General features: G+C 59.5%; 14 protein-coding genes. 4 read left to right on the forward strand and 10 right to left on the reverse strand.

Going from position 1 to position 14,899, the window contains the following annotated elements; all coding sequences use genetic code 11:
* Positions 1-156 precede the first annotated feature (156 nt).
* A complete protein-coding gene (locus tag ACXAIC_RS22400; protein WP_475185957.1) occupies positions 157-1,341 on the reverse strand; it encodes an NAD(P)/FAD-dependent oxidoreductase in 1,185 nt (394 codons plus the stop codon).
* Positions 1,342-1,699: 358 nt separating this feature from the next.
* On the opposite strand from ACXAIC_RS22400, the gene ACXAIC_RS22405 reads away from it, so the two are divergent.
* Positions 1,700-2,587 (forward strand): DMT family transporter, encoded by an 888-nt coding sequence (locus ACXAIC_RS22405; protein WP_475185963.1) that lies wholly within the window; start codon positions 1,700-1,702, stop codon positions 2,585-2,587.
* On the opposite strand, the gene ACXAIC_RS22410 is transcribed toward ACXAIC_RS22405, so the two are convergent.
* The gene (locus ACXAIC_RS22410; RefSeq protein WP_475185967.1) at positions 2,584-3,483 is read right to left on the reverse strand and encodes a YihY/virulence factor BrkB family protein; all 900 of its coding nucleotides are present in this window, start codon (positions 3,481-3,483) and stop codon (positions 2,584-2,586) included. The genes ACXAIC_RS22405 and ACXAIC_RS22410 overlap by 4 nt on opposite strands.
* A 165-nt stretch (positions 3,484-3,648) precedes the next feature.
* Here ACXAIC_RS22410 and ACXAIC_RS22415 point away from each other — a divergent pair, with 165 nt between their 5' ends.
* Both ACXAIC_RS22415 and ACXAIC_RS22420 read left to right on the forward strand, forming a co-directional pair.
* On the forward strand, positions 3,649-5,337 hold the full coding sequence (locus tag ACXAIC_RS22415; protein ID WP_475185970.1) for an acyl-CoA dehydrogenase family protein: 1,689 nt from the start codon (positions 3,649-3,651) through the stop codon (positions 5,335-5,337).
* A gap of 230 nt (positions 5,338-5,567) precedes the next feature.
* Positions 5,568-5,948, forward strand: a complete 381-nt coding sequence (locus ACXAIC_RS22420; RefSeq protein ID WP_475185972.1) for a YkvA family protein — start codon at positions 5,568-5,570, stop codon at positions 5,946-5,948.
* 38 nt (positions 5,949-5,986) lie between these two features.
* Here the strand turns inward: ACXAIC_RS22420 and ACXAIC_RS22425 are convergent, their stop codons facing one another.
* Positions 5,987-6,454, reverse strand: coding sequence for a translation initiation factor IF-3 (locus tag ACXAIC_RS22425; protein WP_475185977.1), 468 nt, complete (start codon positions 6,452-6,454; stop codon positions 5,987-5,989).
* A gap of 300 nt (positions 6,455-6,754) precedes the next feature.
* Between ACXAIC_RS22425 and infC the strand changes: the two genes are divergently transcribed.
* On the forward strand, positions 6,755-7,294 hold the full coding sequence (gene infC, locus ACXAIC_RS22430; protein ID WP_475186051.1) for a translation initiation factor IF-3: 540 nt from the start codon (positions 6,755-6,757) through the stop codon (positions 7,292-7,294).
* A 200-nt stretch (positions 7,295-7,494) separates the two neighbouring features.
* On the opposite strand, the gene ACXAIC_RS22435 is transcribed toward infC, so the two are convergent.
* The 7 genes from ACXAIC_RS22435 to ACXAIC_RS22465 all read right to left on the reverse strand — a co-directional run bounded on the left by ACXAIC_RS22435 (position 7,495) and on the right by ACXAIC_RS22465 (position 14,810).
* Positions 7,495-8,016 carry a VPLPA-CTERM sorting domain-containing protein gene (locus tag ACXAIC_RS22435; protein WP_475185982.1) on the reverse strand — a complete coding sequence of 174 codons (522 nt, stop codon included), beginning with the start codon at positions 8,014-8,016 and terminating at the stop codon, positions 7,495-7,497.
* A gap of 243 nt (positions 8,017-8,259) precedes the next feature.
* Positions 8,260-9,243, reverse strand: coding sequence for a DUF808 domain-containing protein (locus tag ACXAIC_RS22440; protein ID WP_475185986.1), 984 nt, complete (start codon positions 9,241-9,243; stop codon positions 8,260-8,262).
* Between the two features lie 255 nt (positions 9,244-9,498).
* Positions 9,499-10,506, reverse strand: coding sequence for a Gfo/Idh/MocA family protein (locus tag ACXAIC_RS22445; protein ID WP_475185990.1), 1,008 nt, complete (start codon positions 10,504-10,506; stop codon positions 9,499-9,501).
* 127 nt (positions 10,507-10,633) lie between these two features.
* A complete protein-coding gene (gene ppk2 / locus ACXAIC_RS22450) occupies positions 10,634-11,542 on the reverse strand; it encodes a polyphosphate kinase 2 (RefSeq protein WP_475185992.1) in 909 nt (302 codons plus the stop codon).
* Between the two features lie 223 nt (positions 11,543-11,765).
* Entirely contained in the window at positions 11,766-13,280 is a 1,515-nt protein-coding gene (locus ACXAIC_RS22455) for a glycosyltransferase family 39 protein (protein ID WP_475185996.1), read from the reverse strand.
* 2 nt (positions 13,281-13,282) lie between these two features.
* Positions 13,283-13,717, reverse strand: coding sequence for a GtrA family protein (locus ACXAIC_RS22460; protein WP_475186054.1), 435 nt, complete (start codon positions 13,715-13,717; stop codon positions 13,283-13,285).
* Between the two features lie 16 nt (positions 13,718-13,733).
* Positions 13,734-14,810 carry a glycosyltransferase family 2 protein gene (locus ACXAIC_RS22465; RefSeq protein WP_475185999.1) on the reverse strand — a complete coding sequence of 359 codons (1,077 nt, stop codon included), beginning with the start codon at positions 14,808-14,810 and terminating at the stop codon, positions 13,734-13,736.
* Positions 14,811-14,899 lie beyond the last annotated feature (89 nt).

Here is a 14,899-nt window from a genome sequence, read left to right on the forward strand (position 1 = left end):
GCGTCTGCGATAGACGCAGTCACGCCCTCAGAGGCAAGAAACTACTTCGCTGCCGCAGGATATGAGCCGGAGTAAGCGGGAAACGCTCTAAGTCTGTCCGGGAGGCTGCTGGGCCCCGCTCCAGGCCCCGGCTCAAGGCCGGGGCGGCTCTGAAGCTTAGGCCTCCGGCAGCAGATCTGTCCGCCAGGGCTCGCCGATCGCCCGGCGGGACATCATATGCGAGCGCGGGGAATTGATGCTGTCGACCGCAATCAGGGTGCCGTCCTTCAGATAGGCGACATAGAACTTGTGATCGTCCGGTGATCCGGCAAGGACCGTTTCATCATAGCCTTCCGACAGGCCCGCGATCTGCAGCTTGATGTTGTACTGGTCGGACCAGAACCAGGGCAGGGGATCGTAGTCGACCTCCTCACCCATGAGGGCCTTGGCTGCGGCCTTGGCCTGGTCAATGGCGTTTTGAACACTTTCCATGCGCACGGAGCGGTGATAGCGGCTGGAATAAAACCGGGTGCAGTCCCCCACAGCATAGATATCCGGATCGCTGGTCTGGCCACAGCCATCCACCAGAACGCCATTGTCCACTTCAAGCCCCGCCTCGGCCGCCAGCTGGTCGTTGGGCTCGGCTCCCACCGCGATCAGAACCAGTTCGGCGTCCAGAATGGTGCCGTCGGAGAGTTTGACGCCGGTGACCTTGTCCGTGCCTTCAATCGCGTCGATGCCGGTTTCCAGGCGCAGGTCAACGCCATTGTCCCGGTGCAGCTTGGTGAAATAGCTGGAGACCGCCTCGCTGACGACCCGCTTCATGGGCCGGTCCTGGGCCTCGATCACGCTGACTTCCTTGCCGAGCGCTCTGGCCACGGCCGCCACTTCCAGGCCGATATACCCGGCCCCGATGATCGCGATACGTTTGCAGTCCTGAAGGCCGTCGCGGATGGCGTCCACATCGGCGATGGAGCGCAGGGTCAAGACGCCTTTTTTGTCCGCGCCGGCCAATGGCAGGCTGCGGGCTTTGGTGCCGGTGGCCAGAACCAGCTTGCCATAGGGGAGTGTATCGCCATTTTGCAGCGTCAACCGTTTTGCGCCCCGGTCAATGGCAACCACCATGGTGCTGGGGATGTGATCGATGCGGTTGGTGTCAAAAAACGCAGGCGGGCGGAGCCAGAGCCCTTCCGCTCCCACTTCGCCGGACAGGTATTTCTTGGAGAGCGGCGGGCGTTGATACGGGGGATGTGGCTCGTCACCAATCAGGCGCAGGGGCCCGTCAAAGCCTCCCTGGCGAAGGGAGTGTGCCAGCTGCGCGCCAGCCTGTCCGGCCCCGATGATGACAATGTGTTCCTGCATTCCGTAGCGCCTTTTTGCCAGGATTTCAGGCGCTTCAAAAACAGGGGCGCCCGGCTTTGGGTGTTGTGCTTTCAGACCGTCACCTAGCATGAAGAACCGCCCGCCGCCAGCAGGGCGAAACGCCGCGTCTGGGGAGCGGCTTTCTTCTGGAAAACGGGCGGGGCAGGCCGGACCTCTCCAAAGAGAGGATTGCAGCAGGCGGCCGACCATCGTATGACCGGCGTGGATCTTTCCCGCCTTCCAGCCGATGTCCCGGATCTGCCCTTCAGGTTTTGTGCCGGATCCCCGGTCCCGTCTTGGTCTTTGGGAGCCTGGCAGACCTGCCTGGTCAGCTGCTTGAACAGTCAAGAGGCCTCTTTTGAACGCTCTGACCAAAACCGCTCCGGTTCTGTTTGTCCTGTTGTGGTCAACCGGATTTATCGGCTCGAAACTGGGGGCTCCCTATGTGGAGCCAATGGTGTTTCTCACCCTCCGGTTCGCACTGGTCCTGCCTGTGCTGTTTCTGCTGGCGCTTGTCCTGTCCAAGTCCTGGCCGTCCAACTGGCGGGCGGTTCTGCACTGTGTTGTCACCGGCCTGCTGGTGCACGGGATCTACCTGGCCGGGGTTTTCTGGGCGATCAAACACGGGCTTCCGGCCGGGGCGGCCGCCATCATTGTGGGTCTGCAGCCGGTGCTGACGGCCTTGATGGCCGTGGGGCTTCTGTCAGAGACCGTCAGCAAGCGGCACTGGCTCAGCATGGCGATTGGCGCCTGCGGTCTGGGATTGGTTTTGGGGCCGAAATTTGATCTGGGCGGCACCGGCATCACCGTTGCGACCGTGTCGGCCGTCGTGCTGTCGGTGGCTGCGATCAGCCTCGGCACGGTCTATCAGAAACGTTTTGTGCCCAAGACGGACCTTCTGGCCGCCACCGTTTGGCAATATGTGGGCGCTCTTTCGATCACGGCCCCGCTTGCGCTTGGCGAAAGCTGGCAGGTCATCTGGTCGGGTGAGCTCATCTTCGCCATGGCCTGGCTGGTTCTGGTCCTGTCTGTCGGTGCGATCCTGTTGCTGATGCTGCTCATTCGCAACGGCGCGGTCTCCCAGGTCGCAAGCCTGTTTTACCTGGTTCCGGCGGCAACCGCCGTGGAAGGCTATTTGCTCTTCGGCGAAACCCTGTCTCTGGTTCAGATCGCCGGCATGGCGCTGATCATTGGAGCGGTTCTGGTGATCCGCCGGAACCCGCAGCCTCGGGACGCCGGGGCCTAAGTACCCGCCGAGGGGGCTTCGGCGGACGCTTTCGAGCGGGTTTTCCGCCGGTCCGCGATGCGGCGCTGGCGGGAGATTGATGCGTTCAGCTCGCCGCCCAAAATGAACACCATCGCACAGATATAAAGAAAGATCAGCGCGGTCATGATCCCGGCGAGGCCCCCATAGGTGGACACATAATTGGCAAAGCTGGCCAGATAGGCGCCAAAGGCACTGCCGGCAATGATCCACATGACAAGGGTTGCCAGCACCCCGGGCCACAGGTCCTGAAAGCTGCGCTTTCCAGCCGGCAGCAGCCAGTGAGTGACAAACAGGCCGACAATCAGCAGGGACCCGGCAATCGAATAGCGGGCCACATTGATCGAGAGCAGAAACGCTTCCACCTTCGGCACATAGGCCTGCAGGGCTTCAAGCGCGAGCGGAGCGAGAACCACCAGAAACGTGTAGGACAGCAGAATGGCCGCCCCCAGGAGCACCAGCCCGAGAGACTGAAGCCGCAGCAGCACGATCGAGCGGTGCTCATGTTGCCGGTAGGCCCGGTTGAGGGCCGTGCGCAGGGCTTCCACCCCGTTTGAGGCGAACCATAAGGCGGCCACGGCACCAAAAGTCAGAAGGTCTCCGCGCCGGACCGTGAGCACATTGTTGATTTCCCGTACCACCGGGGCTGCCACCGTTTCCGGCCAGGCTTCAAACACAAGCTCCGAGACCGTGTTTGCCGCACCTGTCATGCCCAGAAAGGCGGCCAGGGAGGCGATGAAGATCAGCAACGGAAAGATCGCCAGGAGGCCGGACAGAGCGACATGGCTGGCCATGGCAAAGCCATCGTCTCTGGCGAAATGGCCAATTGCGTCCTTCAGGACCGCATAAACGGAAACAAATGTCTGTCGAACACCCATGGCCCTGATGTGGCCCCCGGGGCCTTGGGCCGTCAAGAGTGGAGGCGGCAAAAATGCCCCCCTCCAAAAGGAGAACAAATTCCGGCTCGACAAATCAGGGTGTGCGACGCAACATAGCTTCAACAAAAAGCGAATTTACGCAACAAATGAAAACGGAGATCGCCTATGTCCCCTGCAGCCCTTACGGCAGCAGATGCGCCGGAGCGCCTGAGCGAATATAGAGCCACCGCCATCGCGTCCCTGGACCGGCTGCTTGATCTTGCAGCGCAGCGCGTGAGCGCGAAGGTCACGGAAGGCGGACGCCTGTCCTCCCGGCTGATGGAGCAGGAGCAGCGGGCCACCCACGGTCTGGCCTGGATGGCGACCTATGTGGAATCCTTGCGCCAGCTGGACGCCTATGCGAGGCGGCTGGACGACGAAGGGCGCTGCGGGGGGCTGGAGGAGCGGCTGGTTCAGCTTGGCTTTGCCGAATATCTGGCGCAGATCTTTGGCGGCATCGCCATGAATCAGGGCGAGATAGTACGCCTTGCGGATCTGGGGCTCACGGGTGATGAGACCAGGAGCGCGCGCAGCGCGGAAATTGACGCCCTGATCGAGGCGGGCTCCCTTCCGGCTTTGAGGGCGCAGATCACGACTCTGATCCGGGATCAGGCCGGGCAGTCCACGTTTGGCGATTCCGGTCTGGATGAGACCATGGAGCAGATCCGCAATGAAATGCGGCGCTTTGCGGAGGATATGGTCACGCCTCACGCCCATCAGTGGCACCTGAGCAATGACTACATTCCGATGAACGTCATTTCCCAGATGTCCGAACTGGGGGTGTTCGGCCTGACCATTCCGGAGGCGTATGGTGGTCTGGGGCTCGGCAAAGAAGCCATGTGTGTGGTCTCCGAAGAACTCTCCAGGGCCTATATCGGGGTCGGCTCCCTGGGCACCCGGTCCGAAATCGCCGCAGAATTGATTCTGTGCGGGGGAACAGAGGCGCAGAAACAGAAGTGGCTGCCGAAGATCGCGTCGGGCGAGATCCTGCCTACGGCCGTCTTTACCGAGCCCAATACCGGGTCCGATCTGGCGTCGTTAAAGACACGGGCGGTGAAAGAGGGAGACAGCTGGAAGATTTACGGCAACAAGACCTGGATCACCCATCCGGTGCGGGCCGATGTCATGACCCTCCTGGCTCGCACTGATCCGGAACAGCCCGGCTACAAGGGCCTGTCCATGTTCCTTGCGGAAAAGCCGCGCGGCACGGACGAGACCCCTTTCCCGGCTGAGGGCATGAGCGGCGGCGAGATCGAGGTGCTCGGCTATCGGGGCATGAAGGAGTATGAAATTGCTTTTGACGGCTTTGAGGTCAGCGCGGACGGCTTGCTGGGGCAGGTCGAAGGCGAAGGCTTCAAGCAGTTGATGCAGACCTTTGAAGGCGCCCGTATTCAAACGGCTGCGCGCGCCCTCGGTGTGGCCCAGGCAGCGCTTGATCTGGGGCTGCGCTATGCGGAGGAGCGCAATCAGTTCGGCAAGGCGCTTGTCGAATTTCCAAGGGTGTCCGACAAGCTGGCCATGATGGCCGCCGAGGTGATGATTGCCCGCCAGCTCACGTATTTTTCCTCATGGCAGAAGGATTCCGGCAAGCGCTGCGATCTGGAGGCAGGTATGGCCAAACTGCTTGGGGCCCGGGTGGCCTGGGCCGCAGCCGACAACGCATTGCAGATCCACGGCGGCAACGGCTTTGCCCTGGAATATGAGATTTCCCGGGTTCTGTGCGACGCCCGCATCTTGAACATCTTTGAAGGGGCGGCAGAGATTCAGGCCCAGGTGATTGCCCGCCGTCTTCTGGAAACCCGTGGCAACGCCTGAAAGCTGGGGGCTGTCGGGGGCTGTATCACGCTGCTTGACCGGCCAGCCAGGCTGATCTGCGCACCTTCTCTTGCCCTCGAACCTGAAAACCCCCTCCAACAGGCTCGTATTTATCTAGGTTGGTATGACACGCTTGAAGAGCCTTTCCCGTGCGTTGCACATGGGGCGGATTTGAATTTCTGCCCTTGCGCCCCCACATAGTTAGGTTATTGGAAAACGGGAGAGTGCATATGGCGTCTTCTTCGTCATTTGAAGAACTGGGCTTTGATCCGGAATATCTGGGGCCTGAAGACGAGCAGAAGACAACCGTGCGCCAGAAACTGCTGGCCACCGCCCGCAAGGCGGCCCGGCAGGTTCCGTTCATGGAAGATGTGGTGGCGGGCTATTACTGCGCGCTTGATCCCGCGACCCCGGCCAAGGTGCGGGCAACCGTGTTGGCGGCCCTTGCCTATTTTGTCCTGCCTCTGGACACGATCCCGGATTTCATCATAGGTGTCGGCTTTGGCGATGATGCAACGGTGCTGATGGCTGCAATCGCGATGATCCGCTCGCACATGCGCGACGACCATTACCATGCGGCGCGTGAGGCCCTGAAAGAGGACACTCTCTAGCGGGGGGCCGGATTCTCCTATGCCAATATCAACTGATATCAGGCGTCTGAGGTGTCGATCTTACCTGGGGCATTGTCCGCAGGCCTGTTTGCCATCCAGCACCCTGCCGTGCGCCCTGCAATGATCCAATAGACCAGACCGGCACAAAATCCGGCGGCCAGTGCCACGACACTTCCCGGCCGCAGGCCGCCAATGCCGGCCGCAGAGCCGAAGGTCCAGATCAGAAAGGCTATGGCCCCGCTTGCAGCCAGGTGGAATATGATGCTGCGCAGGCGGGCCAGTTCTGCAATAGTGATCAGGACACCGGCTGGGACCAGAACAGCTGCGCCGACGACACTTGCCCCGATCAGCCCACTGCCGACCATGGTGGCAAAGGCAATGGGGTCGCTGCCCGGATCGGTGGCCCTGAAAAAACCCCAGGAGAGGAAGAGGCCGCAGGAAATGAGCGCTGCGAGAAACCCGCAGACGATCTTCAGCAGCTGAAACACGAATTTTCCGCCGTCCAACGGACATTTCCTTCACTAAATGATCTATTCTGTTCTTACTTGTGATATTTTTCAGGACATTACAACAGGTGGTGGCTTTATCCGGGCGGGCCGGGCTTGCAGGAGGCTGCTACGTCACTTTATGGCGTACATTGTCGAAAACGCTGATTTCGGTTGACTTTTTGCCGGTTTCGCGGGAATTTGACGGATGCGCTAGGACAGATGCAACAGAGACCTTGGTACATGCGTTCCGAGGCCTTTTGTGCATCTTGAAAAGAGCCCGTTCTGGTGCTTGTTGAAACGATAGAGGAGATTGCGACCATTCGCCGTCCGTTCCGCGCCCCGCCCCCTACGAAGGAAGGCCCGCGCACTAACCAAGAAATTCGCGTTCGCGAAGTCCAGTTGATTGATCATGAAGGCGCTAACCGTGGCGTTGTGGCGACCGAAGAAGCGATGAATATCGCGTTGGATGCAGGCCTGGATCTGGTTGAAATCCAGCCCAATGCCAATCCGCCGGTCTGCAAGATCCTGGATTATGGCCGGTACAAATACCAGGCCCAGAAGAAAGCAGCAGAAGCCCGCAAAAAACAGAAGACCGTCGAGATCAAGGAGATCAAGATGCGTCCGAATATCGACACGCATGACTATGACGTGAAGATGAAGAGTATGCTGCGTTTTTTCAACGAAGGCGACAAGGTGAAGGTCACCCTCCGGTTCCGCGGCCGTGAAATGGCGCATCAGGATCTCGGCATGAACCTTTTGAACAAGGTGCGCGAAGAGACGTCGGAAATCGCCAAGGTCGAATCCGCACCGAAGCTCGAAGGCCGTCAGATGGTCATGGTGCTGGCGCCGCTGAAATAGTCTGCTTGCCGTATATGGTTTAAAGTCAGTAAAACCCCGCTCGGTGCGGGGTTTTTTTATGAACGCCTTTCGGTCCCCGCAGCAGAGCGGGAGGTCTTATAGCGTGTCACGATTAATCGGGTTTGCCTTTCGCTGCCTGAAATCAGAGATTTCAACGCAAAAGACAAAACGGTTTGAAACCATTTAAATGCAGACGCCGCCTAGAGCATCGTGCGATAAGTCTGCTTGCGGCGGCGGGCCAGAAGGCCAATCCCGGCCACGCCGGACACCAGCAACAGGGCCGTTGCGGGCAGGGGCACGGAGCGGGGGCTGCCCGTATAATAGATGGACGCATGGGAGAGGTCTTTCGATGCCTCCCAGGTTCCGGAGAGCGGGGTTGTTCCGGTCAGATCCAGAAGAAAGGCGGCAAATCCATCCCCGGCTTTCAGGGTGATCACAATGGAGCTCAGACCTGCCAGCGTGTCGAGCGTCCAGAAGCCTTCTTTGAGCCCGTTGGCCGGTGCCGTCGTAAATGTGATTTTTCCGGTGCCTGCGGTTGCGTCATCATTCTTGCCCGCCAGAGACCAGCCGGTGAATCCGAACAGGGTGTCAGTGTTGCTGATCTTGTCATTTTTTGTGCTGCAATAGGCCTGAGTGGCGTCGGTCAGCGTGAACGTTGCTCCGGACTTTCCCTTGCCCGTTACGGCACAACTTGCCGGGGCTGCGTGACCTGGCGCGGTCATGAGGGTGAGACCAACCGCCAAAGCCATAGTTGGCAAAAGGCTTTTCATCCAATCTTTTGAACACTTCACGACTGATAACCTCAAAATAACCTAAGGTTATCTGATGTAAAAACTTTTATTTGTTAATTAAATAAACGGATTTTCAGGGGGCTCTTGACAGAAATTACAACCTAAGCACACCTGTGACGTGTACTGAAGCGGCTCGCTTCGCCCCATGGCCGCTTTGATCAGCCTAAATCGGCCTCAATGTCCGCCGACATCAGCCGGTTTTTTGCGGAAGAGTGACCAGACCGGTTGGATGACTTTGCTGACAACCGGGATCAGGATCAAGCCCAGCAGCAGCCCGAAGCAGCCGTCGAGGGATGCGGTAACGGCCCAGGTCACGAACCCTTCCGCATAGCCGATCGCGTGCGCAGCCGCATGAGCGATGTCATGGATCAGCCCATAAGGTTGCTTCACGCCAAGGGCCTTTAGCCCGTGAATGACAATGGCACCACCAACCCACAGCATGGCGGCGGTTCCGACGGTCATGAGGAGCTTCAAAAATCCGGGCATGGCCGTCACGATCCCCCGGCCGAGGGCCCTCAGGGCGGCCAGACGGCTGCGGGTGGACAGCATCAGGCCAAAATCGTCGGCCTTCACGATCAGGGCCACCGAGCCATAGACCATCACAGTGATGCCGAAAGCGACAACGGCCAGAGTGGCCGCTTCCATCCAAAGCGTGCTTTGGGGAATTTCCGACAGGGCGATCGTCATGATCTCGGCGGATAGAATGAAATCGGTCTTGATGGCCCCGGAGACACGCTGCTCTTCCAGGTGCACCGCATCGACTGCTTCTTCCAGTGGCCTGTCCGCCGGGCCGTGGTCCTGTTTGGCCGCGAACAGGTGGTGGATCTTTTCCGCGCCTTCAAAACATAGATAAGACCCGCCCAGCATCAATAGCGGCGTGATCATCCAGGGCAGGTATTCATTGAGCAGCAGCCCGGCGGGCAACAGGAACAGGAGCTTGTTCTTGAGCGAGCCCCGGGCAATACGCCAGACGATCGGAATTTCCCGTGCGGGCTTGAAACCAGTCACATATTTTGGTGTGACGGCCGCATCATCGATCACCGCCCCGGCCGCCTTGGAACCGGCTTTAGCGGCCTGGCTGAGAACGTCATCCATGGACGCGGCCGCAACTTTGGCAATCGCGGCAACATCATCCAATAGGGCAAGCAATCCGCTCATCTGCACTCCAGTTTCTGATCAGGGCTTCAGGTCGGCCTCTCTTGTTGGGCCGTACCCTAGCGGGTCTTCGTGGCGTTCAAAAGGGCGCGGGTCCAGTGTGGTGAATTTGAAATAGGCCTCATTTTAGCAGGAACCGCCGGAGCGGATTTCAAATTCGAAAACCACAATATAAACAATCTCTTGTCAGTCACTTTGTTTAGTCTGAAGTTCGTTCGGAGCGTGCCGGGATATGTGACGAACTTCTGTTTCAGGTGACTAACGGATCTCCACCCAGGAACTTTTTTCCGCAGAGGCAAAGACCGCATCCAGGATTTTCATGTTCTGAACTGCGTCCTCCACACCGTAGGGAAGGGGAGCCTTGCCGGTCACGGCCCGCCCGAACACGTCGATCAGCTCGCCATACTGGTCGCAAGGCGCGATGGTCTCTGTCTCGGCGCTGGCGTCGGCAAAGCCGCTGCCATTGTCGAGGCGCAGCTTGACGGCCTCGCCTTGCGGCGCGTTGAAGGGGATGAGGATTTCCAGCCGCTTGCGCGTGCCCACAAGCTGGAGTCGCTGATACGGCGTCAGCTGCGTGGAGACGGTAAAGGCAAGCTGCCGCCCGCTGCCGAAATCCAGAAGTGCGCTGGTCAGGCGGTCCGTGCCAAAAGCCGGGTCCCGGTCCATCAGGGAGACCGCCCGCTGCGGTTCGGCGTCAAAGAAATACCGGCCTGCCAGCATGGTGTAGCAGCCGATATCCATCAGGGCGCCGCCGCCCATATCCGCCCGGTTGCGGATATTGTCCGGATCAGCGTTGAAATAGCTGAAAAAGCCCTGGATGGATTTCAGCTCACCCAGTTCCCCCGACCTGACAATCTCGCGGGCGCGGATCCATTGTGGATGGGCGCGCACCATGAAGCCTTCGGCCACCAGCCGGTCCTTGGGAAGCTCCAGCAGCGCCTTGGCCTCACGGGCGCTTAGGGCAACAGGTTTTTCGCACAGAACATGTTTGCCGGCGGCCACGGCCTGAAGGGTTACCGGCACATGCATGTGGTTCGGCAGCGGGTTATAGACCGCGTCAATATCAGGGTCGGCGAACAGTTCTTCATAGGAGCCATAGGCCTTGCCGATCCCCAGGGCCTCTGCGGCCTTGTGGCCACGGCCGAGATCGCGCGAGGCAATCGCCGCCGCCTGCCCTGTCCGGGATGCCTTGATGCCGGGAACAACCTTTTCCCGGCCGATTTTTGCAGTTGAGATGATGCCCCAGCGGACTTTGCTGCCGTTCATGATACTGCCTCCCGTGCCCCGGACCTCGCCGGTCTTGAAATCCTTTATATCTTGGTCTTGAGGTCGCATGAAAAATCCCGGCCCGCAAGGGCCGGGAGATCACGGTTGTGTCGTTGGGTCAAAGGCGTCAGAATTTCTGCGGAACGTAGAGGTGTTCGGGCAGCACTTTGCGCTCATAGTCCGGGTTGAAACGCCGCTCAGGCAGGGAAATCGGATCGTGGGGCACCTCTTCGTAAGGCATTTGTGACAGAAGGTGGCTGATACAGTTCAGCCGGGCCTGTTTCTTGTCATTGCCTTCCACGATGAACCAGGGGGCTTCAGGAATATTGGTGCGCTCGAACGTCTCTTCCTTGGCCTTGGTATAGTCTTCCCAGCGGATGCGCGATTCCAGGTCCATCGGCGACAGTTTCCACTGTTTCAAGGGATCATGGATGCGCATCAGGAAGCGCAGCTGCTGCTCTTCATCCGTAATAGAGAACCAGTATTTGATCAGCCGGACGCCGGAGCGCACGATCATGCGTTCGAATTCGGGGACATCGTTGAAGAACTGCTCCACCTGATCTTCGCTGGCAAAGCCCATCACCCGCTCCACCCCGGAACGGTTGTACCAGGACCGGTCAAACAGGACGATTTCCCCTGCCGCTGGCAGATGAGGCACATAGCGCTGGAAATACCACTGGCTCTTTTCCCGCTCGGTCGGAGCTGGCAGCGCAACAACCCGGCAGACCCGGGGGTTGAGACGCTGGGTGATCCGTTTGATCACGCCGCCCTTGCCGGCCGCATCCCGGCCTTCAAAGACAATGACGATCTTCTCCCCCGTATGCTGCACCCAGTCCTGAAGCTTGACCAGTTCCGCCTGCAGGCGGAGCAATTCATGGAAATAGGTGCTCCGGTCGATAGGGGACTTGTGCTTCTTGTCCGAAATGAACTGCAGGTCCCTGGCAACGAGACCGTCGTCAATTTCCATTTCCAGTTCTTCATCAAGGGAATCGGCCCATTCGGCCTCAACCCAGCTCTTTGCGCTGTCCTCGGTCATCCATCAGTCCTTATCAAAACTCACATCCATGAACCTCGGTCTGCCGCAACAAGAATGATGCCTTTCGGGCACATGCCGGTCAGTCTTGTGTCAACAGGCAGAGAGTCATCTCTCCCAGAGTGTGAACAGCTTAACCATGTAAGTTTTTTGACACTTTTGCCAGTTTGCTATGATCTGAGCACCCGGATCGCAGAAAGATCAGACAGGATGCACCCGGCGTTGTCTATTGGACCGGCGCTTTGGCCACCTTGCCCGGAGGAATGATGACCCAGTTCACCCGGACGGGAGGGATGGCTGCCCCGGAGAGATAGCGGAAGGTCTGGCTGCCCTGGCGGACCGCCTTGGGATAATAGGCAAGCACTTCGTTGAGGGGCCGGTCCCTGTCGCCCCGCCAGACGATCATCAGGCCTTTTTTCTGCACATCCTCAAACGCAATCCAGGGGCTGAGACGGCGGCTGTGCAGATAGAACATGGAGGGCCGTCCGGGCGCATAGAGCGTGACATTTGCGGCGGACCACATGTCGCCGGCCACATAGGCCAGATCCGTGCCCATCTCTGTGTGCCAGACTTTCGCCAGCGTTTCTGCAACCGCCTGGGCCGGATAGTGCATGCGGGTCTGTTTTTCCTTCCAATAGGGTTCGAGTACGGCCTGTCCGGCAAAGATGCCGAGGAAAAGCGCCTGAATGGCGAGGGCGGCGGCAAGGGCGCGTCTGGGGAAGGTCCACAGGCCCGGGAGGGCAGCGAACCTTACGGCAATGATCCCGGACAGGACAAACATCGGCGTGCCCCACATGTGCTCAAACTCGTTTCCGGTCAGCGCGGAGGCCAAGAGAACAACGGCCAGTGGCAGGAAGGCGAACCAAAGCAGGAACCGGTCGCCGGGCGGGGCCAGTGGCACGGCCTGGGCGGGCCGGTCGGAGCGGAAATGTTTGAGGCCCGCCCAGCCGAATCCGGTCAGACCGACAAGAAAGAGGCCTGCGTGGTTTCCGATTTGGGCTGCGAGGAAATTCAGCGGGTTGTAGACGTGACCGATCAGTGAAGACGCGGGTTTGCTGCGGCTGGCCGCATAGTCGAGGGTCAGGAAACCGGTTTTCAAAAGCCATAGGAAATGGGGCACCAGCAGAATGAGGCAGACCAGCGCACACAGCCAGGGGCCGGGCCGCCTGAGGAGCCGTCTGGCCTCTGCGAAGACCAGCATATAAAGCCCGATCGTGCCGATCAGAAGCATCACGAAATATTTCGTATACAGTCCGAAGGCTGCCACTATGCCCAGAAGCAGCCAGTCGCTCAGCCGGTCCTTCTCCAGAACACGCCAGAACAGCAGGATCATGCCGCTCCAGACCGGGATCTGCAGGATGTTTGGATTGAATTCCGGCATCGGCAGAGTGAAGTAGAAGGTGACGCTGGTCAGCACCAGCGCCCAGAAGGCTTGTTGCTGGTTCATGCCGAGACGGCGGGCGAGCTGCCAGATGACGAAATAACCGAGACCGGCGGACAGGGCGCTTAGCCAGTAGCCCCCGAAATAATGGCCGACGGACAGAAAGTAGGTCGCTTCCAGCAGCCATGCCTGCATGGGGGGATGTTTGGTATAGCCGAGCTGAAGTTCCCGCCCCCAGGCAAAGCCTTCCACCACATCCAGTGGCGGGCCGGGAAAGGTCAGGCTGGGCACAAGGCCATAGAGCAGACAGACGCAAACAGCATAGAGCAAGGCCGCCTGCGCACCGGAAAGCTTTGTCATGGTCAGGGATCTTCAGGGGCAAGAGGGTCGGCGGCGGGATCTGCGGACCGGTGCGAAAAAGCCCAGAGCCGGGCGCCTAGAAACGAAAAGGCGGGCACAACCGCAATGGCCAGCCAGAGGCCGTAGATCTTCGGCCAGGGGGCAAAGGTGAGCCACAGCGCCAGAATTGTGGAATTCAAGGCAAAACCGCTCACCGAGATGATCAGGAAGCGGACAATGGTTTTCAAAAAGGTTCCGGCGCGTTTCAGGTGGCTGAAGCTCCAGAAATAGTGGCCGCTGAAGGAGACCGTGAAGGCGGCCAGAAACCCGCCAATGTTGGATGGGACCACCGGCAGCAGCCCGCTCTTGAAGAGCCCTGAGGCGACCACCGCATGGGTGAGGGTGGCCACCACGCCGACAATGGCAAATTTTCCGGCGGCGGCCGTTTCGGTCTTCAGGCGTTGCCGGTTCGCATCAGCCAGCATGTGTGTCCTTGCTGGAGGCAGTGGCAGCCGGATCGTCCGTTTGCGCTTCGTTGGTACTTTGGCTTGCCGGAGTGCCGGGCTGGCCTTCGATGACATCCTGCAGAATATAGACCGGACGCTGTTTGGATTCGCTGAAGAGGCGGCCGACATATTCGCCGATCATGCCGATGGACAGAAGCTGGGCCCCGGAAAAAAACAGCACGGCTACCATGAGCGAGGCATAGCCCGGCACATCGACGCCAAAAATGCTCACTTGCAGGATCAGGAACAGGGCATAGGCGAAAGCGCCGCAGGAAATCAGGGCGCCGCCATAGGACCAGATCCGCAGTGGCATGGTGGTGAAACTGGTCAGCCCGTCCAGCGCAAAATTCCACAGCTTCCAGTAGTTGAACTTGCCGCTTCCGGCCTTGCGCGGCGGGCGCTCATAGGGAAGTGCCATGGAGGGAAAGCCAACCCAGGCAAACAGGCCCTTCATAAACCGGCTGCGCTCCGGCAGCCGCAAAAGGGCATCGATGACAGCCCGGTCGATCAGCCGGAAATCCCCGGCATTGGCCGGCATGTCGATATTGGCGAGCCGGTTGAAGAGTTTGTAGAACAGGTTCGCGGTAGACCGTTTCATCAGCGTGTCGGATGACCGGTCGACCCTCAGGCCATAAATGACGTCATAGCCGGAGCGCCAGCCGTCGAGCATGTCAAGGATCAGCTCGGGCGGGTCCTGCAGATCCGCATCCATGATGACCGCGATGTCCCCCTTGACCGCTTCCAAACCGGCCGAGAGCGCGGCTTCCTTGCCGAAATTCCGGGACAGGCCCAGAAGACGTCCCGGCAGGCCCCCGGACAGTTTGGCGGAGATGATATCTGCAGTCTTGTCCCGGCTGCCGTCATCTATGAAGACATATTCGTAAGGCAGCCCGGACGTTTTTAGAACCGGCAGGGTGGCGTCCAGAAAATGGCCGATCACGTCTTCTTCGTTGAAAACGGGGACGATGACGCTGAGCATCGGGGCCGCCGGGCGGATGCCTTCGCGGCGGGAGATATAAAGTTTTGAAGCGGCCGTCTGGTTCATGAAGATGCCGGATGTGCAGTCAGCGATTGGATTTCGCGCAAACTGCAGCAGATTCGGGCAAAACACCAGCCCTGCGGAGAACGGATTGC

It is taken from the genome of Roseibium sp. AWQ4_254 (assembly GCF_056161025.1).